Genomic DNA, 26,990 nt, shown 5'->3' on the forward strand with positions numbered 1-26,990 from the left:
GGGCTTCCCGCCGGAAGTTTTCCCGCACGACTCGTCGAACACCGTCCTTCGCGCGAGAGACGTCCAGTCTGAGGGGCACGTCACGATGACCGTCACCGCCGTCCCCGCACGGTCCCGGAAACCGAAGAACTTCCCTCTCTACCGCACGGTTTCCCGCTTCGTCCGCGACCCGCTGAGAGAGATCGAGCGGATCAGCGCCGCGGCGGGGGGTGAGATAGCGCGGCTCGACCTCGGCGCCTCGCACCCCTATGTGGTGACCCATCCCGACCACGTCCAGCAGGTGCTGCGCAAGGAGTCGGAGAACTTCGTCCGCGACGGGACCTTCTGGCGCCCCCTGCACGGCCTCTTCGGCGACAGCATCATGTCCGAGTACGCCGAGTGGGAGCTGAGCAAGCGCATCCTGCAGCCGGTCTTCTCCACCCGCACCATCAGGTCCTTGAGCGACCACATGGCACGTGCCATCAACGACGCCGTAGCGGAGCTGGACGAGCCGGCGCGCGAGGGCCGGTCCATCGAGGTGCTGCCGGAGATGGGGCGGATCGTCCACGACACCGTCATCAAGGTGCTCTTCGGCGACAAGATAAGGAAGGCCGAGGCCGACCGGCTCATCCCGGCGATGGAGCGCCTCGCCACATCGATCGCGTTCCGCTTCCTGCTGCCGTTCGTCCCTCGCTCCATCCCGCTGCCGGGCGACCGCGCGTTCTCCGCCGGCCTTCAGGTCATGGACGAGACGCTGTACGAGCTCGTGGACCGGTTCCGGTACGACCCGGGCGAGGGCTACGACATCTTCACCGCGCTCTGCAAGGCCCGGATGACGGAGGGCAGCGGCCTCGACGACAACTGGGTCCGCGACAACCTGCTCGCCATGTGGGCCACCAGCACCGAGACGACGACGGTCGCGCTGACCTGGATCTGGCCGATGCTCGACGCCCATCCGGACGTCACCGCGCGGCTGCGCGCCGAGATCGAGGACGTCGTGGGCGGCGAGGCGGTGCGGCCCGATCACCTGCACCGGCTCCCCTATGTGAAGCAGGTCGTGCAGGAGCTACTGCGCCTGTATCCGGTGGGCTGGATCTTCCCGCGGATCGCGTTGAACGACACCGTCATCGGCGACGTGCCCGTCAAGGAGGGCCAGACCGTCCTGATCAGCCCGTTCCTGACGCACCGCCTGGAGTCGGTGTGGGAGCGGCCGCTGGAGTTCGATCCCGAACGCTTCACTCCGGAGCGAGCGCGCGGGCGTCACCGCTACGCCTACTTCCCCTTCGGCGGTGGACCGCACCAGTGCATCGGGCGGCACGTGTTCAACATGGAGGCCGAGTTGATCCTCACCGCCATCCTCAGCCGCCACCGTCCGGAGCTGGCACCGACGGACGGGCCGGTACAGGCGCGGATCGGAGCGACGCTCCGCCCCGACCAGCCGCTCCACCTCGTCCTGCACCCGGCCGAGCGCTGATGGAGGGCACCGGCGGCGAAACGGCCGCCCCTCCGGCGTTCACGCCCGCCCTGGAAGCCGGGACGATCTGCGCGGTCGCCGGGCAGGCGCAGCGGCAGATGCGCTCCTGGGCGGCCGCCTATCCCGCGCTCTATGACGCGAAGGCGTTCGACCCGGCGCTGTTCAGCACCCTCGCGCTCGCGGCGGCGTTCAGCGGGCCGGGGCTCGGCGCGGACCGTCTCGCCATGGCCAACAAGGTCTGCCTCTGGTGCTTCGGGCTGGACTGGTCGATCGACTACGCGGCGTCGTCCCGGGCCGTGGTCGCCGGCCTGGTCCGGCGGTGCGCCGCCGTGGCCGACGGCGAGGAGCCCGAACCGGGGACGCCCGCCGAGAGCGAACTCTCCCGGTTCCTCGCCGACATCAGGGACGGGCTTCGCACCGAACCGGCCTTCCCGCGGTTGCGCGGCGTATGGCGCGACGAGCTGCAGCGAATGCTCGACGCGATGGCCCTCGAATGGGACTGGAAGGCCGCACGCGAAAACGGCGGGGCCGCCCCCTCGTTCGAGGACTATCTCGCGAACGCCGACAACCTGGGTTTCGCGTTCGTGTTCGTCTCTCACTGGATCGCCTCCGGTGGCGGTGGGGACGTGGCGGCCGTCCGCGAGGCGGGCTGGGCCGTCCAGCGGGTGATCCGGCTGCTCAACGACCTCGGGACCTACGAGCGCGACCTGGAATGGGGCGATCTCAACGCGCTCCTGCTCGGCCGCCCCCGCGCGGAGGTCCAGGAGCGGATCGCGGCGCTGACCGCGGAAGCGCGCGTTCTCATAGAGCGCGCGAGAGAAGGCGCCCCCGGCCTCGCCGACTACATGGAACGGCAGATGGACTTCTGTGCCGGCTTCTACGGGGTGACCGACTTCTGGGGTTCCTTGTGAGCATCGACGACCGGCCCATGTCGGAGACGGACGTCCCTTCACCTCCGCATGAAACCGTCCGCACGCTCCGCGAACCCGACGCCGGCCTTTCCGACGCCGAGCTCCGCCGCGCCACCGCCCGGATCATCGACGGGATGACCGAGCACCCCTGGGGCCGGACGTCGCCGTCGATCTACGAGACGGGCCGGCTGGTGACGCTCGCGCCCTGGTTGAGCGGGCACGAGAGGCGGGTCTCCTACCTGCTCGAGCGGCAGCGGCCGGACGGCATGTGGGGCGCCCCGGACCCCGGGTACGCGCTCGTCCCGACGCTCAGCGCCGTCGAGGCCCTGCTGACGGTGCTCACCCGGGACGGCGGGACGGCCGGCATCGGCCGCGACCGCCTCGCCCGCGCCGCGGATCGGGCGCTCGGCGCCGCCGCGGCCCGCCTGTGCGGCCCGTCCGCCCCCGCCTTCCCGCTGCCCGACCTGCCCGCGATCGAACTGATCACGCCGGCGCTCGTCGAGGGGATCAACGCGTCGCTGGAGCGGCTGCGGGACGCGCCCGTCGCCGGGCTCGGCGCGTGGGCGGGGCGCATCCTGAACCCGCCGGCCGGGATGGACGGCGCCAAGCTCGGGTTCGTCCGCTCGCTGCTCGCCTCCGGCGCGGCCGTCCCGCAGAAGCTCATGCACGCTCTGGAGGTCGCCGGTACGGCGGCGGCCGGGCTGCCGCACGCCCGCCCCGAGCCGACCGGGACCATCGGCGCGTCCCCCGCCGCGACGGCCGCCTGGCTGGGGGCCGGCGGGGCGCCCGAACCCGGCGATCCGGCGCGCTGGTACCTGGAGGCGGTCGTCGCCCGGCACGGCGGGCCGGTCCCGTGCGGCTTCCCGCTGACGGTGTTCGAGCGCGGATGGGTGCTGGCGTGGCTGGCGCGCGCGGGCGTCCCGTTCACCGTGCCGCCCGAAGTCGTCCTCAGCCTGACGGCCCCGCTCGGGCCGGCGGGCACCGCCGCCGCGGCCGGGCTTCCCTCCGACGCCGACACCACCGCCGGCGCGCTGTACGCGCTGGCCCTGATGGACGCGCCCTGCCGCCCCGACTCCCTGCTCCCCTACGAGCTGGACGAGCACTTCTGCACCTGGCAGGGCGAGGACGGGGCGTCCATCACGACGAACGCCCACGTCCTGGAGGCCTTCGGCCAGTACCTCGCGACCATGCGGGACCGCATCGGCGCGGCGTCGGCGGAGCGGTACGCCGACGCGGCCGTGAAGGCGGCGTCCTGGCTGTGCGGACAGCAGCGGCCGGACGGCAGCTGGGAGGACCGGTGGCACGCCTCGCCGTTCTACGCGACGGCGTGCGCCGCCATCGCGCTGGCCGCGTTCGGCGGGGAGCGGTCCGCGCCGGCCGTCGCGGCGGCGCGCCGCTGGGTCCTCGCCACGCAGCGCGCGGACGGGTCCTGGGGACGCTGGGACGGGACGGCGGAGGAGACGTCGTACGCGGTCCAACTCCTGCTGCTGACGGGTGACGCCCCCGATCCCGCCGCCACGGCGGCCGCCGCCCGTGCAAGGCCGCACCTGCTGCGCGGTCTGACCAGCGAGGACGATCGGGGGGACGAGGAGCCGGCCCTCTGGCATGACAAGGACCTCTACAGGCCCGGCGCGATCGTCCGGGCCGGGATCGTCGCGGCCCTTCATCTCGGCCGCGGGTCCGGTGTGTTTCGGTGAGGTGAATTTCGCCACACCGGTTCCGCCGCGCACGCCCCTCAAATGCGACAAAATCGCTTGTGTTGATGATTCACCTTGAGGGGGTATGGCCCTGTTGCTAGTCTTCTACGCCGTACGGAACGGCGACTAGCCGCCGCCCCTGCGGACCACGACACCAGCACGCCCGCCTCCGCGAATCACATGTGCACGCGGTTGCGAGCCAATTCACATATTGTTGGGGCGATTGTAATGCGCTTCCGCAACTCGCGCCTGCGAACCAAGATCACAGCGCTGTTGCTGTCCCTGACCGCACTCTGGGTTTTCGCGGCCTGGGTGACCCTGCGGGAAGGCGTCAATCTGCTCGGCGTCACGACCCTGGACAGCGCGATCGCCCAGCCGACCGACCCGCTCCTGGCCGAGCTCCAGAAGGAGCGGCGGCTGTCGATGATCGAATTCTCCCGGCCGGGCGCGTCGGTCCGCAGCGCGCTCGCCGCGCAGCGCGCCCGCACCGACGACGCGAGCGCCGAGGCCGTCAGGCGCGCCCGTGACGGCAAGGTGAAATGGTTCGCCGGGAACCTGCTCGAGCACCGCATCGACGAGATGATCGGCAGGTTGCGGGGGGTGGACGCGCTCCGCCGCTCCGTCGACGGGCGCACCGCCGACCGGACCCGAATCGCCGCCGGATATTCGGACGTCATCGAATCGATTTTCCGGGTCTACGACTCCCTGGCCACGCTGGACGACAAGGATTTCGCCGCCGACACCCGGACCGAAGTCGAGCTGAACCGCACCTGGGAACTGCTTTCCCAGGAAGACGCGCTGGTCGCCGGTGCGCTCACGGCCGGCCGTTTCAACCAGGCCGAACTCATCACGTTCACCCAGACGGCCGGCACCCGGCGGCACAACATCTCCGCCGCGCTCATCGCCATTCAGGACTCGGACGGCGCCCTTTACGACGCGCTGACGAAGAACGCGAAACTCGCGCAGGTCCAGTCCCTCGAGGACCAGATCATGCAGAACCGCCGGATCACCACCGGCAAGCCGCCGCACACCGTCACCCGGCCGGCGGTCACCCTCGACCAGTGGTCCGCGGCGGCGACGCCCGCGCTGAGCCAGGTGCGCGACAGCATCCAGGCGGGCGGCGACCGGCTCGTGGACCGCGCCAAGCCGATCGCCGCCGGGGTGATCCTGCGGCTGCTGCTGGCCGGTGGTCTGGGGTTGCTCGCGGTCATCGCGTCGGTCGTCGTGTCGATCACCACGGCCCGCGCCCTGGTGCGGCAGCTGGAGCGGCTGCGCGCCGCCGCCTGGGAGCTGGCCGAGCAGCGGCTGCCCGGCGTCGTCGAACGGCTCGGGCACGGCGAGAAGGTGGACGTCTCGGTCGAGGCGCCCCCGCTGCAGTTCGGCACCGACGAGATCGGGCAGGTGGGACGCGCGTTCAACGCCGTCCAGGAGACCGCGATCCGCACCGCCGTCGAGCAGGCCGAGCTGCGCCGCGGCATCCGCGACGTCCTGCTGAGCCTGGCCCGCCGCACCCAGACCCTCGTGCACCGGCAGCTGACCATGCTGGACACCATGGAGCGCCGCCGCGACATCGAGGTCAAGGAGCTGGAGGAGCTGTTCCGGCTCGACCACCTGGCGACCCGGATGCGGCGCAACGCCGAGAACCTCATCGTGCTGTCGGGCGCGCTGCCCGCCCGCGGCTGGCGCAGCTCGGTGCCGATGATCGACGTCGTGCGCGCCGCGGTCGGCGAGGTCGAGGACTACACCCGCGTCACCGTGCTGCCGTTCGGCCCGGTCGAGCTGGCCGGGCGCGCGGTCGGCGACGTCACCCACCTGCTCGCCGAGCTGATCGAGAACGCCGTGACGTTCTCCCCGCCCGACACCGTCGTGCAGGTCGGCGGGCACCTGGTCGCCAACGGCTTCGCGATCGACATCGAGGACCGCGGGCTCGGCATGACCGACGAGAAGCTCGCCGAGATCAACGAGCGGATCGAGAACCCGCCCGACTTCAACCTGCAGAGCTCGGTGCAGCTCGGCCTGTTCGTGGTCAGCAAGCTCGCCGAGCGGTACGGGCTGCGGGTCTCGCTGAAGCGGTCCGCCTACGGCGGCACCACCGCGGTCGTCGTCATCCCCAAGGAACTGGTCGTCGAGGACAGCGACCGGGTGCGGGTGCCCGCGACCGCCGCCGCCACCACGCGGAACGGCCTGGAGGTGCGCCGTCCCACCGCGGTCGGCGCCGGACGGTCCGCCGGCACGGGCGGCACCGCGACGCTCACCGCCGGCGGCACCGGGCCGCAGCAGCAGCCGTCCGGACCCGCTCTGGTGGCGGTGCCCGCGCCCGCGTCAGAACCGCCCGCCGCCGAACCGCCCGCCCATGCGCCGGCGGCGACCGGCGGCGACCCCGAACCCGGCCTGCCCGACGGGCAGGACGCGCCCCCCGCGGACGAGCCGCGCTCCCACGACGGCGACCCGTCCACTCCGTCCGGTGCGGGCGGCGGGCATCCCGACCCCAGCCAGCCGGAGGACCAGCCGCCCGTGCCCGACATCTCCACCACGCCTTCCGGCCTGCCCGTCCGCGTGCCGCAGGCGAACCTCGCCGAACCGCTGCGCACCGACGAGCCGGTCGTGGCCGCCGAGCCGGACGAGCCCGACGACCCGGGCCGCTCGCCCGAGGAGATCCAGCGGATCATGGGCTCGTACCAGCGCGGGACCCGGCAGGGACGTTCGGACGCGGCCGAGGCCCTCGGCAATCGAGCAGCGGAAGGCGAGGAAGGTCAGTGACGCAGAAGACCGGTTCATCGTCCGATCTGGGCTTTTTGCTCGACGATCTGGTCCACCGGTTGCCGCACGCGCGCAACGCGGTGGTGCTGTCGGCCGACGGCCTGCTGATGGCCTCCTCGGCGGGCATGAGCCAGGACGACGGCGAGCACCTGTCCGCGGTGGCGGCGGGCATCCAGAGCCTCGCCAAGGGCGCCGGCACCCGGTTCGGCGGCGGCCCCGTCCGGCAGACGATCGTCGAGATGCAGTCGGCGTTCCTGCTGGTGTCGGTGGCCGGCAAGGGCGCCTGCCTGGCGGTGCTGGCCGGCGAGGAGGCCGACGTGGGGCTGATCGCCTACGAGATGGCGATGCTCGTCACGAGCATGGGCCACCACCTCACCTCGCCGTCGCGCGCGGAGTCGGCCGCGGAGGGCCGGCCGACATGATGCCGCCGGAGGAGCCGGGCCAGGAGCCCTGGCCCGAGGATCCCGCGCTGCACACGCCCGGGCACGAGCGGGTCTTCGACGAGAGCGCCGGCCCGATGGTGCGGCCGTACGTGATGACCAGCGGCCGGATCGAGCCCGTGCACGGCCGGTTCGACCTCATCACGCTGGTGGTCGCGGTCGGCCCCGAGCCGGAGGGCGCGATCGGGCTCGGCCCCGAGCACCTGGCGATCATCCGGCTGTGCCAGCAGGTGATGTCGGTCGCCGAGCTCACCGGCCACCTCGACCTTCCCGTCGCGACCGTGCGGGTGCTGCTCGGCGACCTGCTGGGCAAGGGGTTCGTCTCGATGCAGGAACCCGAACCGGAGGCGGACATGCACGACATCAGGCTCTACAAGGCGGTGATCGATGGTCTCCGGGCCCTCTAACGCCGGGGGCGGGCGGCACGACGCGCGCGCCCGCCGGATGCCCACCGCGGTCAAGATCGTGATCGCGGGCGGTTTCGGGGTGGGCAAGACGACGATGGTCGGCACGGTCTCGGAGACGCGGCCGCTGCGCACCGAGGAGATCCTCACCGACGAGAGCGTCGGCGTCGACGACGTCTCCGGGGTGGAGCGCAAGAAGACCACCACCGTCGCGATGGACTTCGGCCGCCTCACCTTCCGCGACGAGTACGTCCTGTACCTGTTCGGCACGCCCGGGCAGGAGCGCTTCTGGTTCATGTGGGACGAGGTGGCGCTCGGCGCGCTCGGCGCCGTCGTGCTCGCCGACACCCGCCGCCTGTCGGACTGCTTCCCGTCCGTCGACTACTTCGAGCGGCGCGGCACCCCGTTCGTCGTGGCCGTCAACTGCTTCGAGGGCGCCAAGCAGTACGAGCTGGCGGAGATCCAGATGGCGCTGAACCTGGGGCCGAAGGTCCCCGTCATGCTCTGCGACGCCCGCCGCCTCGACTCCTGCAAGCAGGTGCTCATCGACCTCGTCCTGCACGCGATGAAGTCCCGCGGCCTCCCCGCCCTCGAAACCCAAGGCGCCTGAAGCCCGGAAGCGGGGCGTTGTGCCGCCGGCCGAAACCACCGGCAGCACAACGCCCCCGCGACCCCTACGTCTTCAAGCCCGACCGCCGGTACGTCTTTAAGCCCGGCCGCCGGTAGGTCTTTAAGCCCGACCGCCGGCGACCTCAACGTTGCGATCGCGTGCGAAGCCAAGTTCGAGCCTGCGAGAACTTGATCGCGCAGCGAGCCCCCAGGGCGAGTCGGAGCGATGCAGCGATCGCCGCACCGCCCGTTGAAGGAGGGCGCCCAGCGCCCGACGCCGAGGGCGGTGCTAGCCGGTTCTGGAGACGACGTAGTCGCAGAGGCCGGTGAAGGCGTCGCGGGCGGGGATGGCGGGGAGGGTGAGGAGTTCGGCGCGGGCGTCCTCCGCGCAGCGGCGCAGGTCGGCGCGGGCGCGGTCCATCGCGGGGTGGGCGCGCAGGAGCGCGAGGGCCTCGGCGTGCAGGGCGTCGTCGGACAGGTCCTGGACGAGCAGTTCGCGCAGCCGCGCGTCGTCGGGGCCGGAGCCGACGCCGCCGAGGACGAGGTGCATCGGGAGGGTGCGGATGCCTTCGCGCAGGTCGGTGCCGGGGGTCTTGCCCGACTCGTCGGTCTCGGAGGTGATGTCGAGGATGTCGTCCTGCAGCTGGAAGGCGACGCCGATCTTCTCGCACGCGGAGGTGATGGTGTCGACGACGTGCGGGGGGGCGCCCGACAGCAGCGCGCCGAACTGGCCGGACACCGTGATGAGGGAGGCGGTCTTGTCCGCGACGACCTGCAGGTAGTGCTTGAGGGGGTCGGCGCCCTCGGCGGGGCCGACGGTCTCCTGGATCTGGCCGCGCACCAGCCGGGCGAACGCGCGGGCCTGGATCCGGACGGCCTCGGGGCCGAGGTCGGCGAGCAGGTCGGACGCGCGGGCGAACAGGTAGTCGCCGGTGAGGATCGCGACGGTGTTGGTCCACCGGGAGTTCGCGGACGCCTGGCCGCGCCGGACGGTCGCCTCGTCCATGACGTCGTCGTGGTAGAGGGTGCCGAGGTGGGTCAGCTCGACGACGACGGCGGCGGGCACGACGCCGGGGGCGGCGGGGTCGCCGAAGTGCGAGGCGAGCAGCACCAGCATCGGCCGGAACCGCTTGCCGCCCGCCTCGACGAGGTGCTTGGAGGCCTGGGTGAGCAGCGGGTCCTCGCCCCGCACCGATTCCAGCAGCAGCTCCTCGACTGCGGCCAGCCGCTCCCTGGCGTCGGCCGCGAGGGCCGAGTCGACGGGAAGCCCGAACGGGCCGGGCTCCTGCCGAGCCGGCCCGCCGGACTTCTCAGCGATTGGGTCGCTCACCCAAGACTCCCTACCGGACGAACATGTGGGTCGTTGCGTGGCCCGCAAGGTCCAGAATGGGCTGCGGAATCACGCCGAGTACCACAGTAGCCGTCGCGCCGAGCGCCACCGCAGCCGCGGTCGCTGGGCCCGCGACGACGACGGGGCCGTCCGCCTCCGGCTCGCTGAAGAACATCACGACGATCACCTTCACGTAGAAGAAGGCGGCCACCGCGGAGGAGACGACGCCGACCACGACCAGCGGGGTCGCGCCGCTTTCGACGGCGGCCTTGAACACCGCGAACTTGCCGGTGAAGCCGCTGGTCAGCGGGATTCCGGCGAAGGCGAGCAGGAAGAAGGAGAACACCCCGGCGACGACCGGGGAGCGCTTGCCGAGGCCCGCCCAGCGCGACAGGTGCCCGGCCTCGCCGCCGGCGTCGCGCACCATCGTGACGACGGCGAAGGCGCCGATGGAGGTGAAGCCGTAGGCGACGAGGTAGAACATCGTGCTGGACAGGCCGTCGCGCGAGGTGGCGACGACGCCCATGAGCAGGAAGCCCGCGTGCGCGATGGACGAGTACGCCAGCATCCGCTTGATGTCGGACTGGGTGATCGCGATGATCGCGCCGACGACCATCGTGAGAATCGCCACTCCCCACATGTAGGGCCGCCAGTCCCACTTCATGGTCTCGAACCCGACGTAGTACACCCGCAGGATCCCGCCGAACGCGGCGACGACCGTGCAGGACGCCATCAGCGCGGTGATCGGGGTCGGGGCGCCCTGGTAGACGTCCGGCTTCCACATGTGGAAGGGGACGCCGCCGAGCTTGAACAGCAGCCCGACCGACAGCAGCGCGACGCCCGCCAGCAGCAGGGTCTCGCTGCCGGCGTCCTTGCTGACCTGCGCGGAGATGTCCGACAGCCGGACCGAGCCGGCGTAGCCGTACAGCAGCGCCGTCCCGTACAGGAAGAACGCCGAGGAGAACGCGCCGAGCAGGAAGTACTTGACGGCCGCCTCCTGGGAGAGCAGCCGCCGCCGGCGGGCGAGGCCGCACAGCAGGTACAGCGGCAGCGACATGACCTCCAGCGCCACGAACATGGTGAGCAGGTCGTTGGCGGCGGGGAACATCATCATGCCGCCGACCGCGAACATCATCAGCGGGAACACCTCGGTCTGGGTGATCCCGGCGGCGGCGCTGCGCTGCTCGGCCTCGCTGCCGGGCAGCGCGGACGCCTGCGGCGCGAAGTGGCCGCCGACGACGCCGCTGCGGCCGTTGCCGCGCTCGGCGATCAGCAGCAGGCTGACCAGGGCGAGGACCAGGATGGTGCCCTGCAGGAACAGGGTCGGGCCGTCCACTCCGAGGGCGCCCTGCGCGGCGACGTGGTGCGGGTCGTCGCGCCAGCCGAGCAGGATCGTCCACACGAACGCGCCCGCGAGGCCGAGGAACGCGACCGGCACCTGCACCGCGTACCGCCAGGTGCGGCCGACGAACGCCTCGACGAGGACGCCCGCGACGGCGATGCCGAGGACGAGCAGCAGCGGCCCGATCTGGCCGTACTCGATGTGCGGCGCGGGGATGTCACCCCCCTGGGCGAGCACCCCGTGAGCCGCCGGGCTCAGGTGACTGGTCGGGCTCATGGACGGGCTCCGTTCTCGGCGACGTTACCGGTGAGCGTCGGCGCCGGGTCGTGCCGGTCGACACGGGCGAGCGTCTCCTTCACCGACGGGTTGATCACATGCAGCACCGGCTGCGGGAAGAAGCCCATCGCCACGATGATCGCGATGATCGGGGCGACGGCCCACTTCTCGCGGGCCGTGAGGTCCTTCATGCCCTCGACGGCCGGGACCTTCGGGCCGCCCATCGTCCGCTGGTACATCCACAGGATGTAGACGGCGGCGAGGACGACGCCGGTGACGGCGAAGCACGCGGCCACCTTGTAGCGGCTGAACGTGCCGACCAGCACGAGGAACTCCGACACGAACGTCGACAGGCCGGGCAGCGACAGCCCGGACAGGCCGGCGACCAGGAAGGTCCCGGCGAGCACCGGGGCGGCCTTCTGCACCCCGCCGAAGTCGGTGATCCGCGCCGACCGGCGCCGGACGATCATGAAGCCGACGAGCAGGAACAGCGCGCCGGTGGAGAACCCGTGGTTCACCATGTACAGCGCGGCGCCGGACTGGCCCTGCGAGGTCATCGCGAAGATGCCGAGCACGATGAACCCGAAGTGCGACACCGAGGTGTAGGCGATGAGCCGCTTCATGTCGACCTGGCCGATCGCGAGGACCGCGCCGTAGATGATGCTGAGCACCGCGAACGCGAGCACGGCCGGGGTCGCCCACTTGGACGCGCCGGGGAACAGCTCCAGGCAGAACCGCAGCATCCCGTAGGTGCCGACCTTGTCGAGCACGCCGACGATCAGCACCAGCGCGCCGGGCGGGGACTGCTGCGCCGCGGTCGGCAGCCAGGTGTGCACCGGCACCATCGGCGCCTTGATCGCGAACGCGACGAAGAAGCCGAGGAACAGCCACTTGGCGGTGGTCGGGTCGACGTGCAGCCCGGTCAGCTCGGTGAACATGAAGGTGCCGTGGCCGAGGCCGCCCTCGCCGACCGGCTTGTTCGACAGCGGGTACAGCCAGATCACCGAGACGAGCATCAGCAGCCCGCCGAACAGCGAGTACAGCAGGAACTTCACCGCGGCGTAGGAGCGCTCGCGGGCGGCGCCGCCGCCGTAGTGCCCGATGATGAAGTACACCGGGATGAGCATCGCCTCGAAGAAGACGTAGAACAGGAACACGTCGGTCGCCGCGAAGACGCCGATCATCGCCGCCTCGAGGGACAGCAGCAGCGCGAAGTAGGTCTTCACCGACCGCTTCGCCGGGACGTCCACGCCGCCGGACCGCTCGTCCTCGTTCCAGGACGCGAGCATGACCAGCGGGACGAGGATGACCGACAGCAGGATCAGCACCAGCGCGACGCCGTCGACGCCGAGCGCCCAGTGGATCCCGAACTCCTTGATCCACCAGTACTTCTCGGTGAACTGGAACCGGTCGCCGCCGGCGTCGAAGCCGGCCGCCATCACCAGGGCGAGGACGCCCACGAGGGTGGAGACGCCGAACGAGAACCACTTGACCAGCGGCTCGTTGTCGCGCGGCAGCACGCTGACCGCGACGGCGCCCAGCAGCGGCAGCGCGATGAGGACGCTCAGCCAGGGAAAGTCACTCATGACACGTTCACCACCAGGAGAGCGGCGACCACGAGCGCAGCGCCGAAGAACATGGAGAGTGCGTAGGAGCGGGCGAAGCCGGTCTGGATCCGGCGGAACCGGCCGGACGTGCCGCCGATGAGGGCGGCGAGCCCGTTGACGGCGCCGTCGACGCCGCGTCCGTCGAACCAGACCGCGAGCCGGGTCAGCCACTGGCCGGGCCGCATCAGCAGCGACTCGTTGAGGGCGTCGCCGTACAGGTCCTTGCGGGCCGCGACGGTGACGAACGACCCCTTGGGCGCCTCGCGCGGCACGGGACGGCGCCCGTACTGCATCCACGCGATCGCGAAACCGGCGAGCATCAGGACGAAGACCACGATGCCCGGCAGCGTGACCCACTTGAATGATTCCGCGTGCTCGGGCTTGCCGGTGACGGGCTCCAGGAAGTCGGAGAACCCGCCGAGGATCAGCAGCCCGCCCGCGGCGAGCGAGCCGATCGCGAGGACCATCAGCGGGATCGTCATCACCTTGGGCGACTCGTGCGGGTGCACGCCCTCCTCCCAGCGCTTCTCGCCGAAGAAGGTCATGATCATCACGCGCGACATGTAGTACGCGGTGATGCCCGCGCCGACCACCGCGCAGACGCCGAGGATGGCGCCGGACGTGCCGCCCTTGTCGAACGCGGCCTCGATGATGGCGTCCTTGGTGAACCAGCCGGACAGGAACGGGAACCCGATGATCGCCAGGAACCCGAGCCCGAACGTCACATACGTCGCCATCATCACGCCGCGCAGCGCGCCGTAGTGGCGCATGTTGACGTCGTCGTTGGTGCCGTGCATGACCGAGCCGGCGCCGAGGAACAGGCCCGCCTTGAAGAAGCCGTGCGCGATGAGGTGCGCGATGGCGAACACGTACCCGGGACGGCCGAGGCCGGCGGCGAGCGTCATGTAGCCGATCTGCGACATCGTCGACCCGGCGAGGGCCTTCTTGATGTCGTCCTTGCCGCACCCGATGATCGCACCGGCGAGCAGCGTGGCCGCGCCGACGATCGTCACCACCAGCTGCGCGGTGTCGGACATCTCGAAGATCGGCCCGGACCGGACGATCAGGTAGACGCCCGCGGTCACCATCGTCGCCGCGTGGATCAGCGCCGACACCGGGGTCGGGCCCTCCATCGCGTCCAGCAGCCAGGACTGCAGCGGCAGCTGCGCCGACTTGCCGCACGCGCCGAGCAGGAGCAGCAGCCCGATCGCGGTCGCGGTGCCGGAGCTCAGCTTGGTCGCGAGGCCCGCGTGCTCGGCGCCCGCGCCGAGGATCGGCCCGAAGTCGACCGTGTTGAACGTGGCGAACATCAGCGCGATCGCGATGATCAGCCCCATGTCGCCGACGCGGTTGACGACGAACGCCTTCTTCGCCGCGGTCGCCGCGGTCGGCTTGTGCTGCCAGAACCCGATCAGCAGGTACGAGGCGAGGCCGACGCCCTCCCAGCCGAGGAACAGCACCAGGAAGTTGCCGCCGAGCACCAGCAGCAGCATCGCCGCGACGAACAGGTTCAGGTAGCCGAAGAACCGGCGCCGGTCGGGGTCCTCGGCCATGTAGCCGACGGAGTAGATGTGGATGAGCGAGCCCACCCCGGTGATCAGCAGTACGAAGCTGATGGACAGCGGGTCCACCAGCAGGTCCATGCCGATCTTGAACTGGCCGGCGCTGATGAAGTCCCACAGGTGCACGGTGCGGCGCCGTTCGGCGTCGCCGTAGCCGAGCATCTGGACGAGCATCGCCACGCCGATGGCGAACGACGCCACCGGCGTCAGCACGCCGAGCAGGTGCCCCCACTTGTCGGTGCGCCGCCCTCCGAGCAGGAGGACCGCGGCGCCCAGCAGGGGCAGTGCGACGAGAAGCCAGGACGCGGCCTGGATGCCTTCCGCTTTCATCCCCGACCTCTCAGTACTTCAGCAGGTTCGCGTCGTCCACCGACGAGGACCTGCGGGTCCGGAAGATGGTCATGATGATCGCCAGGCCGACCACGACCTCCGCGGCCGCCACCACCATCACGAAGAACGCGATGATCTGGCCGTCGAGGGTGCCGTGCATGCGGGAGAACGTCACGAACGCCAGGTTCGTGGCGTTCAGCATGAGCTCGACGCACATGAACACCACGATCGCGTTGCGGCGCACGAGGACGCCGAGGGCTCCGATGGTGAACAGGATCGCCGAGAGCGCCAGGTAGTGCCCCGGACTCATTGACCAGCCTCGCCTTCACGCTCGTTGCCGCCCGCGCCGCCGCCGGTACCGCCGGCGGCCGGCGTGCCGGCCCTGACGACGCGCGACTCGGCGTCCGCGTCCTTCGCCTCCTGCGTCGCCGCCTTCACCGCGGCGACGTCCTCGTCCACCGCGCCCTGCTCGGTGCCGCCGTACAGGTCGGCGTGCCGCTCGGCGGTGTCGGTGCGGGCCGCGATGACGGGGTTGACCGACAGCTCCGACGGCGTCCCGTCCGGCAGCAGCGCCGGCATGTCGACGGCGTTGTGCCTGGCGTAGGTGCCGGGGCCGGGCAGCGGCCCGGGGTGCTCGCCGGACGCGAAGCGCCGCTGCGACAGGTCCTTCTGGGTCGGCTTCGGCTCGGTGCGCTCGCGGTGCGCCAGCACCATCGCGCCCAGCGCCGCGGTGATCAGCAGCGCGCTGGTCGCCTCGAACGCGAACACGTACTTGGTGAACAGCAGCCGCGCCAGGCCGAGGACGTTGCCGTCGGCGTTGGCGGCCTTCAGCCCGGCCGAGTCGCCGAGCGCGGCGTTGCCGAGCCCGGTGCCGAGCAGCACGACGAACCCGATCGCGACGATCACCGCCCAGAACCGCTGGCCGCGGATCGTCTCCACCAGCGAGTCGGTAGAGGTGACGCCGACGAGCATCAGCACGAACAGGAACAGCATCAGCACCGCGCCGGTGTAGACGATCACCTGGACGAACGCCAGGAACGGCGCGTTCTGGATCGCGTACATCGCGGCGAGGCAGAGCATCACGGTCGCCAGCAGCAGCGCCGAGTGGACCGCCTTGCGGACCAGGATCATGCCGAGCGCGGCGCAGACCGACACGACGGCGAGCAGCCAGAAGAAGAACGGCTCCCCCGACTGCTTGTCGGCGACGTGCCCCGCAAGGACCCCGGCGGCCTGGAGATGCGCGGCCTGGAGGTGGGCGGTCACTTGCCCTCACCGCCCTCGGCCGCCTGCTCCCGCTTCACCGCGTTGTCGACGCTCGCCCGTCCGCCGCCCTGTGCCGGGACGGTCGGGGCGGCGTCCTCGGGCTGGAGGCCGAGGCGGTAGTAGTCCTCCTCGGTGTCGCCGAGCCGCATCTCGTGCGGCGGCGGCTCCATGCCCTCGCGCAGCGGGGCGAGCAGCATGTCCTTGGTGTAGATCAGGCTCTCGCGGCTGTCGTCGGCGAGCTCGTACTCGTTGGTCATCGTCAGCGCCCGCGTCGGGCACGCCTCGATGCACAGGCCGCACAGGATGCACCGCAGATAGTTGATCTGGTAGGTGCGGCCGTACCGCTCGCCGGGCGAGTACCGCTCGTCCTCGGTGTTGTCCGCGCCCTCGACGAAGATCGCGTCCGCGGGGCAGGCCCAGGCGCACAGCTCGCAGCCGATGCACTTCTCCAGCCCGTCCGGCCACCGGTTCAGCTGGTGCCGCCCGTGGAAGCGCGGGGCGGTCGGCTTCTTCACCTCGGGGTACTGAACGGTCTCGCTCTTCATGAACATCTGGTGGAACGAGACCCCGAACCCCTTGACCGGATTCAGGAAATCAGTGAGTCCCACTGGTGACCTCCTCGGAGGCGGATTCGATCGTGGCCGGGCGGGTGGGCTCCTCGCGGGCCCGGCCGTGGTAGTGGGGGGCGTCCATCGGCGGCACCGGGAACCCGCCGGCGGACGGGTCCCGGGGGGCGGGCGCGTCGGCGCCCGGGACGATCTCGCCGCCGTCGCCGCCGCGGACCATCTCCCAGACCACGGTGACCACCAGCACGACGGCGATGACCCCGGCGGTGATCCACAGGATCTGCTGGATGTCGTAGCCGTCGTTCTTGAACGCCTTGATGGTGGAGACCAGCAGGATCCAGGCCAGCGAGACCGGCATCAGGATCTTCCAGCCGAGCTTCATCAGCTGGTCGTAGCGCACCCGCGGCAGCGAGCCGCGCAGCCAGACGAAGAAGAAGATGAACAGCCAGAGCTTGACCAGGAACCACAGCACCGGCCACCAGCCGGAGTTGGCGCCCGACCACACGGTGGAGATCGGCGCGGGCGCCCGCCAGCCGCCGAGGAACAGCGTGGTGGCGAGGGCCGACAGCGTCGCCAGGTTGATGTACTCGGCGAGGAAGAACATCGCGAACTTCAGCGACGAGTACTCGGTGTGGAAGCCGCCGACCAGCTCGCCCTCGCCCTCGGGCAGGTCGAACGGGATGCGGTTCGACTCGCCCATCATCGTGATCACGTAGACCACGAACGACGGCGCGAGCAGCACCGCGAACCAGATGTGGTCCTGCTTGGCGACGATCTCCGAGGTGGACATCGACCCGGCGAACATGAACACCGCGACGAACGACAGCCCCATCGCGATCTCGTAGGAGATCATCTGCGCGGACGAGCGGAGCCCGCCGAGCAGCGAGTACGGCGACATCGACGACCAGCCCGCCAGCACGACCCCGTAGATGCCCATCGACGACATCGCCAGCACCAGCAGCACCGCGACCGGCAGGTCGGTGCCCTGCAGCGCGGTGTGGTGCCCGAAGATCGACACCGTCGGGCCGAACGGGATGATGACGAAGGAGATGAACGCCGGCACCGCCGACATCACCGGCGCGAGGACGAACACGACCTTGTCGACCTGGCGGGGGACGATGTCCTCCTTCAGCGCCAGCTTCACGCCGTCGGCCAGGCCCTGCAGCAGGCCCATGGGCCCGGCGCGGTTCGGGCCGACGCGCAGCTGCATCCGCCCGATGACCCGCCGCTCGACCCACATCGACAGCAGGACGGTCAGCACCAGGAAGACGAAGATGACCAGCACCTTGCCGCCGATCAGCCACCACGGGTCCTTGCCGAACGTGGCGAGCGTGGGATCGGCGGCGGGCGCCGCAAGCGGACTCATCGGGAACCTCCCGCGTTCTCGGTCGGGCGGGCGAGCGCGCCGCTCGCGATCGTGACGACGCCGCCCGCCGCCGCGCCCAGGTCCCGGTACAGGGCGCAGCCGGCCGAGTTCGTCGGCAGCCACACCACCCGGTCGGGCAGGTCGGCGGTGATCTCCAGCGGGAGCGTCGCCGCGCCGCGCGGCCCCGACACCGTGACGGCGCCGGTGGCGCCGATCTCCGCCGCGGTCGCGGGCGACAGCCGGGCCACCGCGGGCTTGGCGGTGCCGGCCAGGAACGGCTCGCCGTCCTGCAGCCGGCCCGCGTCCAGCAGCAGCCGCCAGGTCGCCACCAGCGCCTCGCCCTGCTCGGGCCGCGGGGGCAGCGCGTGCGCCACGTCCGGCGCGTCCGGCCGCGGGCCGCGGTAGGCGCCGAGCTGCGCCAGCTCGCGCCGCGCCGCCTCCGGCCCGGGCAGGCCGAGGTGGACGTCCATCTCGTCGGCGAGCGCCTGCAGGACCCGCAGGTCCGGCATCCGCCCGGCGGACTTCAGCACGACGTCGAACTGGCGGCCGCGGCCCTCCCAGTCGACGAACGTGCCGGACTTCTCGGCGACGGCCGCGACCGGCAGCACCACGTCGGCGCGGTCGGTGACCGCGCTCGGCCGCTGCTCCAGGCTCACCACGAACGGGGTGGCCTCCAGCGCCCGCAGCGCCGCGTCCGGGTCGGGCAGGTCGTAGGGGTCGACGCCGCCGACCAGCAGCGCGCCGCGCCGGCCCTCCGCCGCAGCCGCGAGGATGCCGGCGGTGTCCTCGCCGGGGCCGGCGGGCAGTTCCGCGACGCCCCAGGCGCGGGCGACCTCGGCGCGCGCCTCGGGGTCGGTGACCGGACGGCCGATCGGCAGCAGCCCGGGCAGCGCCCCGGCCTCGATCGCGCCGCGCTCCCCGGCCCGCCGCGGCACCCACGCCAGCCGGGCGCCGGTGACCTGCGCCAGCCGGACCGCCGAGGTCAGCGCGCCGGGGCTGGCGGCGAGCCGCTCGCCCACCATGATCACGGAGCCGGGGGTCTCCAGCAGCGTGCGGACGTCGGAGAGCGACGCGTCGCCGATCAGCGAGCCGAGCACCTCCGACTCCGAGCCGGGCACCGCCGGCAGCAGCGTCCCGCCGACCTTCTGCAGGCCGCGCGTCGCGAACGGCGCGATCCCGTACACCCTCAGCTTGTTCTTGCGGTGCGCCTTGCGCAGCCGCAGGAACACGATCGGGGACTCCTCCTCCGGCTCGAAGCCGGCGAGGACGACCACGGGCGCCTTCTCCAGGTCGGCGTACGACACCTCGATCGGGCGGCCCGCGACCGAGGACGCCAGGAACCGCGACTCCTCGTCCGACAGCGGCCGGGCGCGGAAGTCGACGTCGTTGGTGCCGAGCGCGATCCGGGCGAACTTGGCGTAGGCGTAGGCGTCCTCAAGGGTGACCCGGCCGCCGGTCAGCACGCCCGCCGAGCCGCGCGCCGCCGCGAGCCCGCGGGCCGCGACGGTCAGCGCCTCCGGCCACGACGCCACTTCCAGCTCGCCGCTCTCGTTGCGGATCAGCGGGTGCGTGAGCCGCTCGGGCCGCGTGCCGTAGGTGAACGCCCAGCGGCCCTTGTCGCAGTTCCACTCCTCGTTGACCTGCGGGTCGTCCCCGGCCAGCCGGCGGGTGATCTTCCCGCGCCGGTGGTCGGTGCGCAGCGCGCAGCCGGACGCGCAGTGCTCGCAGACGCTCGGCTGCGACACCAGGTCGAACGGCCGGGACCGGAACCGGTACGCGGCGCCGGTCAGCGCCCCGACCGGGCAGATCTGCACCGTGTTGCCGGAGAAGTAGGACTGGAACGGCTTGCCGTCGGCCGCGCCGACCTGCTCCTTGGCGCCGCGCTCGAACAGGTCGATGAACGCGTCGCCGGCGATCTGGTCGGAGAACCGGGTGCAGCGGGCGCACTGGATGCAGCGCTCCCGGTCGAGCAGCACCTGGCTGGACAGCGGGATCGGCTTGGGGAACGTCCGCTTGGTCTCGGTGAACCGCGTCTCGCCGCGCCCGTTGGACATCGCCTGGTTCTGCAGCGGGCACTCGCCGCCCTTGTCGCAGATCGGGCAGTCCAGCGGGTGGTTGATCAGCAGCAGCTCCATCACGCCGTGCTGCGCCTTGTCGGCGACCGGCGAGGTCAGCTGGGTCTTGACGACCATCCCCGGCATCACCGCGGTGGTGCAGGACGCCTGCGGCTTCGGCATGCCGCGGCCGTTGCCGGCGTCGGGGATCTCCACCAGGCACTGCCGGCAGGCCCCGACCGGGTCCAGCAGCGGGTGGTCGCAGAACCGCGGGATCTGGATGCCGAGCAGCTCGGCGGCCCGGATGATCAGCGTGCCCTTCGGCACCTCGATCTCGAAGCCGTCGATGGTGCACGCGACCATCTCGACCGGCTTCTCCACCGCCGCCTTGTCGTCGGTGACGGTCACTTGGCACCTCCCCAGAGGGTGGACTCGGCCGGGTCGAACGGGCAGCCGCCCTGCTCGAAGTGCTGGAGGTACTCGTCCCGGAACAGCTTGATCGACGAGACCACCGGGCTCGTCGCGCCGTCGCCGAGCGCGCAGAACGAGCGGCCGAGGATGTTGTCGGACAGGTCGAGGAGCGTCTCCAGGTCCTCCTCCTTGCCCTGGCCGGCCTCCAGCCGCTTGAGCATCTGCTTGTACCAGTACGTCCCTTCGCGGCACGGCGTGCACTTGCCGCACGACTCGTGCGCGTAGAACTCCGACCAGCGCAGCACGGCCCGCACGACGCAGGTCGTCTCGTCGAAGATCTGCAGGGCGCGGGTGCCGAGCATCGACCCGGCCGCGCCGACGGACTCGAAGTCCAGCGGGACGTCCAGGTGCTCGTCGGTGAAGATCGGCGTGGACGACCCGCCGGGCGTCCAGAACTTCAGCCGGTGCCCCTCGCGGATCCCGCCCGCCATGTCGAGCAGCTCCCGCAGCGTGATGCCGAGCGGCGCCTCGTACTGGCCGGGCCGGGTGACGTGCCCCGACAGCGAGAAGATGCCGAACCCGGCGGACTTCTCGGTGCCCATCGAGGTGAACCAGTCGGCGCCGTTCTCCACGATCGAGGGAACCGAGGCGATCGACTCGACGTTGTTGATGACGGTGGGGCCGCCGTAGAGGCCCGACACCGCCGGGAAGGGGGGCTTGAGCCTGGGCTGACCGCGGAACCCCTCGAGGGAGTCCAGCAGCGCCGTCTCCTCGCCGCAGATGTAGGCGCCGGCGCCGGTGTGCACGACTACGTCCAGGTCGTAGCCGGAGCCGAGGATGTCCGTGCCGATGTACCCGGCCTCGCGCGCCTCGGCGACCGCCTGCTGCAGCCGGCGGATCACGTGCAGCACCTCGCCGCGCACGTAGATGAACGCCTGGTTCGACTTGATGGCGTACGAGCTGATGATGACGCCCTCGACGAGGAGGTGCGGGTTGGCCATCATCAGCGGGATGTCCTTGCAGGTCCCCGGCTCGGACTCGTCGGCGTTGACGACGAGGTAGCGCGGGTTCGGGCTCTCGGCGGGCAGGAACCCCCACTTCATGCCGGTGGGGAACCCGGCGCCGCCGCGGCCGCGCAGGCCGGAGTCCTTGACCATCTGGACGATCTCGTCCGGCGCCATCCCGAGCGCGTTGCGCAGCGCCCGGTAGCCGCCCTCGCGCTCGTACCCGGCGAGGGTGAACGAGTCCTCCTGGTCCCAGGTCCGGGTGAGGATCGGGGTTAGCGTCGTCACTGGTTTCGACCCTCCTGGCTGCCCGGCTTCACGTCGCCGCCGATCGGCTTGCCCGGCTCGTTGGGCGGCGGGTCGGTGACCTCGTGCGCCTTGACCGGCTCTTCGGGCTGCTCGCGGTCGGCGTCGGCGGACGGCGCCTCCCAGCCGCGCTCCTTGGCCAGCGCCAGGCCGCGCAGCGACTCCGGCCCGGCCTGGACGCCCTCGTGGGCGCGGCCGTCGGGGAACCCGGCGAGGACGCGCGAGGCGTCCTTCCAGCTGCACAGCTTGTTCGGGCCGCGCGAAGGAAGCACTTCCTTACCAGCGCGCAGGTCGTCGACCAGCCGCTTGGCCTTCTCGGGAGTCATGTTGTCGAAGAACTCCCAGTTGACCATCATCACCGGCGCGAAGTCGCAGGCCGCGTTGCACTCGATCCGCTCCAGGCTGACCTTGCCGTCCGGGGTGGCCTCGTCGTGCCCGACGCCGGTGTGCTCGGTCAGCTCGTTCCAGATCTGGTCGCCGCCCATCACCGCGCACAGCGTGTTGATGCACACGCCCACGTGGTACTCGCCGACCGGCTCGTGCTTGTACTGCGTGTAGAACGTCGACACGCCCGTCACCTGCGCCGGCGTGATGCCGAGCTGCTCGGCGCAGAACTCGATGCCGTCCTGCGAGACGTGCCCCTCCTCCGACTGCACCAGGTGCAGCAGCGGCAGCAGCGCCGACCGCGGCCTCGGATACCGGCCGATGATCAGCTTGGCGTCGCGCTCGAGGCGCTCGCGCACTTCCGGTTCGAACGTCATCGGTCCACTCCCCCCATGACCGGGTCGATGCTCGCCACGGCCGCGATCACGTCGGCGACCATGCCGCCCTCGGCCATCGCCGGCGTGGCCTGCAGGTTGACGAAGGACGGCTCGCGGAAGTGCACGCGGTACGGGCGGGTGCCGCCGTCGCTGACCACGTGCGCGCCGAGCTCGCCGCGCGGCGACTCGATGTGCGAGTACGCCTGCCCCGCCGGCACCCGGAAGCCCTCCGTCACCAGCTTGAAGTGGTGGATCAGCGCCTCCATCGAGGTGCCCATGATGTGCGCGATGTGCCGCGGCGAGTTGCCCATCCCGTCCGCGCCGATCGCCAGCTGCGCCGGCCAGCCGATCTTCTTGTCCTCGATCATCACCGGGCCCTTGACCGACTGCAGCCGCTCCACGCACTGCTCGACGATCTTCAGCGACTCCTCCATCTCCTCCATCCGGACGAGATAGCGGCCGTACACGTCGCAGGTGTCCTGCGTCGCGACCTTGAAGTCGTAGGTCTCGTAGCCGCAGTAGGGCTGCGACTTGCGCAGGTCCCACGGCAGGCCGGTGGCCCGCAGCACGGGGCCGGTGACGCCCAGCGACATGCACCCGGTAAGGTCGAGGTACGCGACGTCCCTGGTCCGGGCGAGATAGACGGGGTTGGCGTCCATCAGCTTCCGCAGCGCCTGGATCCGCTTGGGCATCCGGTCGAGATAGTCGCGGATCTTGCTGAGCGCACCGCTCGGCAGGTCCTGGGCAACGCCGCCCGGACGGACATACGCCATGTTCATCCGCAGACCCGTGATCTCCTCGAAGAGGTCAAGGGTGTACTCGCGCTCGATGAACCCGTTCAGCATGACGGTCGTCGCGCCCAGTTCGAGGCCGAACGTGGCGATGGCGACCAGGTGGGAGGAGATCCGGTTCAGCTCCATCATCATCACGCGGATGATCTGGGCCCGCTCCGGCACCTGGTCGGCGACGTCCAGCAGCTTCTCCACGCCCAGGCAGTACGCCGTCTCGTTGAAGATCGGCGCCAGGTAGTCCATGCGCGTGCAGAACGTGGTGCCCTGCGTCCAGGTGCGGAACTCCATGTTCTTCTCGATGCCGGTGTGCAGGTAGCCGATGCCCACCCGGCAGTCGTCGACGGTCTCGCCGTCCAGCGTCAGGATCAGCCGCAGGACGCCGTGCGTGGACGGGTGCTGCGGGCCCATGTTGACCACGAGCCGCTCGTCCCCGAGGTCCTCGGCGCCGGCGACGACCTGGTCCCAGTCCTGGCCGTTGACGTCGAACACGCGGCCCTCGGCCGCCTCCTCGGCGGCGTAGGCGTCGTACTCGGTGTACTTCGTGGAGCTCATACGTACGACCGCCTCTCGTCCGGCGGGGGGATCTCCGCCCCTCGGTACTCGACGGGGATGCCGCCGAGCGGGTAGTCCTTGCGCTGCGGATGGCCGACCCAGTCGTCGGGCATCTCGATGCGGGTGAGCGCCGGGTGACCGTCGTAGACGATCCCGAAGAAGTCGTAGGTCTCGCGCTCGTGCCAGTCGCACGTGGGGTACACCGGCACCAGCGACGGGACGTGCGGGTCGGCGTCCGGGCAGGTCACTTCCAGCCGGACGCGCCGGTTGTGGGTGATCGACAGCAGGTGCACGACCGAGTGCAGCTCGGCGCCCTCGTCCTTCGGGTAGTGCACGCCGGACACGCCCGAGCACAGCTCGAACCGCAGCGACGGCTCGTCCCGCATGGTGCGCGCCACGTCCAGGAGGCGCTCGCGCTTGACGAAGAAGGTCAGCTCGCCGCGGTGCACGACGACGCGCTCGATCGCGTCGCCGAAGTCGGGGAGCGCGCGCTCCAGCTCGTCGGCGATCTCGTCGAACTCACCGGCCTCGGCCGCGCCGCCGGGCCCGCCGTAGGGGCGCGGCGCGGTGACCTTCGGGCTCTGCCGGATGACCAGCCGCCCGTACCCGGAGGTGTCGCCGGTCGTCTTGGCGCCGAACATGCCCTGGCGGGCGATCGGCTGCTCGCGGCGCTCCTCCTCGGCCTGCGCGGGCAGCCGGTCGGCGCCCTGCTCGGCCCTCTGCTCAGGATTCTCGGAGCTCATCTAAACCGTTCCCTGTCCCAGCAGCGGGAGCTGTCGGCGCTTGGCCTCTTCCAGCTCGGCGATCTGCTTCTTGCGCTGCGGGCCGAGCTTGGTGTTCTGGATCTTGTCGTGCAGCTTGAGGATCGCGTCCAGCAGCATCTCCGGCCGCGGCGGGCAGCCGGGCAGGTAGATGTCCACCGGGACGATGTGGTCGACGCCCTGCACGATCGCGTAGTTGTTGAACATGCCGCCGGACGAGGCGCACACGCCCATCGCGATGACCCACTTGGGCTCGGTCATCTGGTCGTAGATCTGCCGCAGCACCGGCGCCATCTTCTGGCTCACCCGGCCCGCGACGATCATCAGGTCGGCCTGCCGCGGCGTCGCCGAGGCGCGCTCCATCCCCCAGCGGGAGAAGTCGTGCCGCGGGTCGCCGGTCGCCATCATCTCGATCGCGCAGCACGCCAGGCCGAACGTCGCCGGCCACACCGAGCTCTTGCGCGCCCAACCGGCGACCTGCTCGACCGTCGTCAGCAGGAACCCGCTCGGAAGTTTCTCCTCAAGACCCATGTCAGTCCCACTCCAGACCACCGCGGCGCCAGATGTAGGCGTACGCGACGAGAACGGTGACGATGAAGAGGACCATCTCCACAAGGCCGAACATGCCCATGTGGTCGAAGGCGACGGCCCACGGGTACAGGAAGATGATCTCGATGTCGAAGACGATGAACAGCATCGCCGTCAGGTAGTACTTGACGGGGAACCGCCCGCCGCCGACCGGCTGCGGGGTCGGCTCGATGCCGCACTCGTAGGCGTCCAGCCGGGCGCGGTTCCACCGCTTGGGGCCGGTGAGCGAGGCCATCGCCACCGAGCCGACGGCGAACAGCGCGGCGAGCACTCCCAGCACGATGATCGGAACATAGAGATCCATGTCTCTACCGCCCCTCCTCGGTACGTACGACGCTGTACGGGGCGCGGGATCCGGGGCCGGACCGGCGCGCCTCGGCGGCGTGACCCTGCGCACGCTCGTGAAAATTCTCACGAGCACGGGTCGCCACCCTAGCCAAGGTGATCAATAGCACTCCCCTCAGGGGGTCGGGTAATGCACTGTAGTCCGCTCACCTGCGGCTTCGCGGGGAACGGCGATATCTTCGGGAGCGTGCGGACCTCGCTCATGCCGCCGGCGCCGCCTTCTGCATCGCGTTGATGACCCGGTCCATCGCGTCGCCGCCCTTCGGGTCGGTCAGGTTGGCGAGCAGCTTGAGGGTGAACCGCATCAGGGTGGGGTGCGGCAGCCCGTGCGCGGTCAGGAACTTCATGATCCGCGGGTCGCCGATGGCCTGCACGAACACGCGGGCCAGCGTGAAGTAGCCGCCGTGCTCGTCCTTCAGGATGCGCGGGTACTCGTACAGCGTCCGCTCGCGCTGCGCCGGGGTGCGGCGGGCCAGCGCCTGCACCATGATGTCGGCGGCCAGCCGGCCGGACTCCAGCGCGTAGTCGATGCCCTCGCCGTTGAACGGGTTGATCATGCCGCCGGCGTCGCCGACCAGCAGCATCCCGCGGGTGTAGTGCGGCTGCCGGTTGAAGCCCATCGGCAGCGCCGCGCCGCGGATCTTGGAGGTCGCGTGCTCCTCGTCGAACTGCCAGTCCTCCGGCATCTGCGCGCACCAGCGCTTCATCATGCCGCGGTAGTCGACGTTCTGGAACGCCTTGCTGGTGTTGAGCAGGCCGAGCCCGACGTTGGAGGTGCCGTCGCCGACGCCGAACACCCAGCCGTAGCCGGGCAGCAGGCGCTCGCCGTCCCACAGCTCGAGCCACGCCTCCATGTACTCGTCGTCGTGGCGCGGCGTCTGGAAGTAGCGCCGGACGGCGACGCCCATCGGGCGGTCCTCGCGGCGGCGCAGGCCCATCGCCAGCGACAGCCGGGTCGAGTTGCCGTCGGCCGCGACGACCAGCGGCGCGTGGAACTCGACCTCCTCGCCCTCGTAGGTCGCGGTGACGCCCTTGATCCGGTCGGTGCGCTCGTCGACGATCGGGCCGGTCACGTTGCAGCCCTGCAGCAGCTGCGCGCCCGCCTTCGCGGCGTGCTCGGCGAGCAGCTGGTCGAGGTCGGTGCGCTTGCGGACCAGGCCGAAGTCGGGGAAGCTCGCCAGCTCCGGCCAGGGCAGCTCGACCTTGACGCCGCCGCCGTAGATGCGCAGCCCCTTGTTGCGTCCCCAGCCGGGGTCGTTGATGTCGACGCCCATCCCGATGAGCGCGCGGACCGCGCGCGGGGTGAGCCCGTCGCCGCAGATCTTGTCGCGCGGGAAGGTGGCCTTCTCCAGCAGCAGCACGTCCAGCCCGGCCTGCGCGAGCCAGTAGGCGGTCGACGATCCGGCGGGGCCTGCCCCGACGACGATGGCGTCCGCGTGTCGGGTGGAGTCGGTCACGGCGTTCCTCTTTAGCTCGTTCGCTTGTGAAGTACTTCACAAGG

Annotated in this window: 23 protein-coding genes; 7 read left to right on the top strand and 16 right to left on the bottom strand. The window is 71.0% G+C overall.

The window, feature by feature from the left end:
- Positions 1 to 85 precede the first annotated feature (85 nt).
- The 7 genes from QP089_RS43855 (at position 86) to QP089_RS43885 (ending at position 8,275) form a co-directional block, all read left to right on the top strand.
- On the top strand, positions 86 to 1,453 hold the full coding sequence (locus QP089_RS43855) for a cytochrome P450 (protein WP_285920496.1): 1,368 nt from the start codon (positions 86 to 88) through the stop codon (positions 1,451 to 1,453).
- Positions 1,453 to 2,364, top strand: coding sequence for a terpene synthase family protein (locus QP089_RS43860; RefSeq protein ID WP_285920498.1), 912 nt, complete (start codon positions 1,453 to 1,455; stop codon positions 2,362 to 2,364). Before QP089_RS43855 ends, QP089_RS43860 begins: the two co-directional genes overlap by 1 nt.
- Complete coding sequence (locus QP089_RS43865; protein ID WP_285920499.1) at positions 2,361 to 4,061, top strand: prenyltransferase/squalene oxidase repeat-containing protein; 1,701 nt, start codon at positions 2,361 to 2,363, stop codon at positions 4,059 to 4,061. The genes QP089_RS43860 and QP089_RS43865 overlap by 4 nt, the downstream gene beginning before the upstream one ends.
- A 312-nt stretch (positions 4,062 to 4,373) precedes the next feature.
- Entirely contained in the window at positions 4,374 to 6,821 is a 2,448-nt protein-coding gene (locus tag QP089_RS43870; protein ID WP_285920500.1) for a sensor histidine kinase, read from the top strand.
- Positions 6,818 to 7,243, top strand: a complete 426-nt coding sequence (locus tag QP089_RS43875; RefSeq protein WP_285920502.1) for a roadblock/LC7 domain-containing protein — start codon at positions 6,818 to 6,820, stop codon at positions 7,241 to 7,243. Before QP089_RS43870 ends, QP089_RS43875 begins: the two co-directional genes overlap by 4 nt.
- Entirely contained in the window at positions 7,240 to 7,668 is a 429-nt protein-coding gene (locus tag QP089_RS43880) for a DUF742 domain-containing protein (RefSeq protein WP_285920503.1), read from the top strand. The genes QP089_RS43875 and QP089_RS43880 overlap by 4 nt, the downstream gene beginning before the upstream one ends.
- The gene (locus tag QP089_RS43885) at positions 7,649 to 8,275 is read left to right on the top strand and encodes a GTP-binding protein (protein ID WP_285920504.1); all 627 of its coding nucleotides are present in this window, start codon (positions 7,649 to 7,651) and stop codon (positions 8,273 to 8,275) included. Before QP089_RS43880 ends, QP089_RS43885 begins: the two co-directional genes overlap by 20 nt.
- Before the next feature lie 288 nt (positions 8,276 to 8,563).
- Here the strand turns inward: QP089_RS43885 and QP089_RS43890 are convergent, their stop codons facing one another.
- The 16 genes from QP089_RS43890 to QP089_RS43965 all read right to left on the bottom strand — a co-directional run bounded on the left by QP089_RS43890 (position 8,564) and on the right by QP089_RS43965 (position 26,946).
- Positions 8,564 to 9,592 carry a polyprenyl synthetase family protein gene (locus QP089_RS43890; protein ID WP_285920552.1) on the bottom strand — a complete coding sequence of 343 codons (1,029 nt, stop codon included), beginning with the start codon at positions 9,590 to 9,592 and terminating at the stop codon, positions 8,564 to 8,566.
- Between the two features lie 22 nt (positions 9,593 to 9,614).
- Entirely contained in the window at positions 9,615 to 11,222 is a 1,608-nt protein-coding gene (nuoN, locus tag QP089_RS43895) for an NADH-quinone oxidoreductase subunit NuoN (protein ID WP_285920505.1), read from the bottom strand.
- Positions 11,219 to 12,808 carry an NADH-quinone oxidoreductase subunit M gene (locus tag QP089_RS43900; RefSeq protein ID WP_285920506.1) on the bottom strand — a complete coding sequence of 530 codons (1,590 nt, stop codon included), beginning with the start codon at positions 12,806 to 12,808 and terminating at the stop codon, positions 11,219 to 11,221. Before QP089_RS43900 ends, nuoN begins: the two co-directional genes overlap by 4 nt.
- Positions 12,805 to 14,721, bottom strand: a complete 1,917-nt coding sequence (nuoL, locus tag QP089_RS43905; protein ID WP_285920507.1) for an NADH-quinone oxidoreductase subunit L — start codon at positions 14,719 to 14,721, stop codon at positions 12,805 to 12,807. Before nuoL ends, QP089_RS43900 begins: the two co-directional genes overlap by 4 nt.
- Positions 14,722 to 14,731: 10 nt before the next feature.
- Positions 14,732 to 15,031 (bottom strand): NADH-quinone oxidoreductase subunit NuoK, encoded by a 300-nt coding sequence (gene nuoK, locus QP089_RS43910; protein WP_151543260.1) that lies wholly within the window; start codon positions 15,029 to 15,031, stop codon positions 14,732 to 14,734.
- Positions 15,028 to 15,984: an NADH-quinone oxidoreductase subunit J gene (locus QP089_RS43915; RefSeq protein WP_285920508.1), complete on the bottom strand. Its 957-nt coding sequence runs from the start codon at positions 15,982 to 15,984 to the stop codon at positions 15,028 to 15,030. The genes nuoK and QP089_RS43915 overlap by 4 nt, the downstream gene beginning before the upstream one ends.
- On the bottom strand, positions 15,981 to 16,592 hold the full coding sequence (nuoI, locus tag QP089_RS43920) for an NADH-quinone oxidoreductase subunit NuoI (protein WP_446474138.1): 612 nt from the start codon (positions 16,590 to 16,592) through the stop codon (positions 15,981 to 15,983). Before nuoI ends, QP089_RS43915 begins: the two co-directional genes overlap by 4 nt.
- Positions 16,579 to 17,916: an NADH-quinone oxidoreductase subunit NuoH gene (gene nuoH, locus QP089_RS43925; protein ID WP_285920509.1), complete on the bottom strand. Its 1,338-nt coding sequence runs from the start codon at positions 17,914 to 17,916 to the stop codon at positions 16,579 to 16,581. The genes nuoI and nuoH overlap by 14 nt, the downstream gene beginning before the upstream one ends.
- Positions 17,913 to 20,378 carry an NADH-quinone oxidoreductase subunit G gene (locus QP089_RS43930; protein ID WP_285920510.1) on the bottom strand — a complete coding sequence of 822 codons (2,466 nt, stop codon included), beginning with the start codon at positions 20,376 to 20,378 and terminating at the stop codon, positions 17,913 to 17,915. The genes nuoH and QP089_RS43930 overlap by 4 nt, the downstream gene beginning before the upstream one ends.
- Positions 20,375 to 21,673: an NADH-quinone oxidoreductase subunit NuoF gene (gene nuoF / locus QP089_RS43935; RefSeq protein ID WP_285920511.1), complete on the bottom strand. Its 1,299-nt coding sequence runs from the start codon at positions 21,671 to 21,673 to the stop codon at positions 20,375 to 20,377. Before nuoF ends, QP089_RS43930 begins: the two co-directional genes overlap by 4 nt.
- Positions 21,670 to 22,452, bottom strand: coding sequence for an NADH-quinone oxidoreductase subunit NuoE (nuoE, locus tag QP089_RS43940; protein WP_285920512.1), 783 nt, complete (start codon positions 22,450 to 22,452; stop codon positions 21,670 to 21,672). Before nuoE ends, nuoF begins: the two co-directional genes overlap by 4 nt.
- Positions 22,449 to 23,795, bottom strand: coding sequence for an NADH-quinone oxidoreductase subunit D (locus QP089_RS43945; protein ID WP_285920513.1), 1,347 nt, complete (start codon positions 23,793 to 23,795; stop codon positions 22,449 to 22,451). Before QP089_RS43945 ends, nuoE begins: the two co-directional genes overlap by 4 nt.
- Entirely contained in the window at positions 23,792 to 24,538 is a 747-nt protein-coding gene (locus tag QP089_RS43950; protein WP_285920514.1) for an NADH-quinone oxidoreductase subunit C, read from the bottom strand. The genes QP089_RS43945 and QP089_RS43950 overlap by 4 nt, the downstream gene beginning before the upstream one ends.
- A complete protein-coding gene (locus QP089_RS43955) occupies positions 24,539 to 25,087 on the bottom strand; it encodes a NuoB/complex I 20 kDa subunit family protein (protein WP_285920515.1) in 549 nt (182 codons plus the stop codon). It abuts the gene before it with no gap.
- Between the two features lies 1 nt (position 25,088).
- Positions 25,089 to 25,448, bottom strand: coding sequence for an NADH-quinone oxidoreductase subunit A (locus QP089_RS43960; protein WP_285920516.1), 360 nt, complete (start codon positions 25,446 to 25,448; stop codon positions 25,089 to 25,091).
- Positions 25,449 to 25,689: 241 nt separating this feature from the next.
- Positions 25,690 to 26,946, bottom strand: coding sequence for a geranylgeranyl reductase family protein (locus QP089_RS43965; protein ID WP_285920517.1), 1,257 nt, complete (start codon positions 26,944 to 26,946; stop codon positions 25,690 to 25,692).
- Positions 26,947 to 26,990: the final 44 nt, after the last annotated feature.

Source organism: Actinomadura opuntiae (assembly GCF_030283205.1).
In the GTDB taxonomy this organism is placed as follows: domain Bacteria; phylum Actinomycetota; class Actinomycetes; order Streptosporangiales; family Streptosporangiaceae; genus Spirillospora.

Excerpts from the sequence above, each read along its gene's own strand:
- QP089_RS43860 (WP_285920498.1), top strand. The coding sequence starts at position 1,453 with ATGGAGGGCACCGGCGGCGAAACGGCCGCCCCTCCGGCGTTCACGCCC.
- QP089_RS43960 (WP_285920516.1), bottom strand. The coding sequence starts at position 25,448 with ATGGATCTCTATGTTCCGATCATCGTGCTGGGAGTGCTCGCCGCGCTG.
- nuoE (WP_285920512.1), bottom strand. The coding sequence starts at position 22,452 with ATGACGTTCGAACCGGAAGTGCGCGAGCGCCTCGAGCGCGACGCCAAG.
- nuoN (WP_285920505.1), bottom strand. The coding sequence starts at position 11,222 with ATGAGCCCGACCAGTCACCTGAGCCCGGCGGCTCACGGGGTGCTCGCC.
- QP089_RS43900 (WP_285920506.1), bottom strand. The coding sequence starts at position 12,808 with ATGAGTGACTTTCCCTGGCTGAGCGTCCTCATCGCGCTGCCGCTGCTG.
- nuoH (WP_285920509.1), bottom strand. The coding sequence starts at position 17,916 with ATGAGTCCGCTTGCGGCGCCCGCCGCCGATCCCACGCTCGCCACGTTC.
- QP089_RS43855 (WP_285920496.1), top strand. The coding sequence starts at position 86 with ATGACCGTCACCGCCGTCCCCGCACGGTCCCGGAAACCGAAGAACTTC.
- QP089_RS43880 (WP_285920503.1), top strand. The coding sequence starts at position 7,240 with ATGATGCCGCCGGAGGAGCCGGGCCAGGAGCCCTGGCCCGAGGATCCC.
- QP089_RS43955 (WP_285920515.1), bottom strand. The coding sequence starts at position 25,087 with ATGGGTCTTGAGGAGAAACTTCCGAGCGGGTTCCTGCTGACGACGGTC.
- nuoL (WP_285920507.1), bottom strand. The coding sequence starts at position 14,721 with ATGAAAGCGGAAGGCATCCAGGCCGCGTCCTGGCTTCTCGTCGCACTG.
- QP089_RS43885 (WP_285920504.1), top strand. The coding sequence starts at position 7,649 with ATGGTCTCCGGGCCCTCTAACGCCGGGGGCGGGCGGCACGACGCGCGC.
- QP089_RS43950 (WP_285920514.1), bottom strand. The coding sequence starts at position 24,538 with ATGAGCTCCGAGAATCCTGAGCAGAGGGCCGAGCAGGGCGCCGACCGG.
- QP089_RS43945 (WP_285920513.1), bottom strand. The coding sequence starts at position 23,795 with ATGAGCTCCACGAAGTACACCGAGTACGACGCCTACGCCGCCGAGGAG.
- nuoK (WP_151543260.1), bottom strand. The coding sequence starts at position 15,031 with ATGAGTCCGGGGCACTACCTGGCGCTCTCGGCGATCCTGTTCACCATC.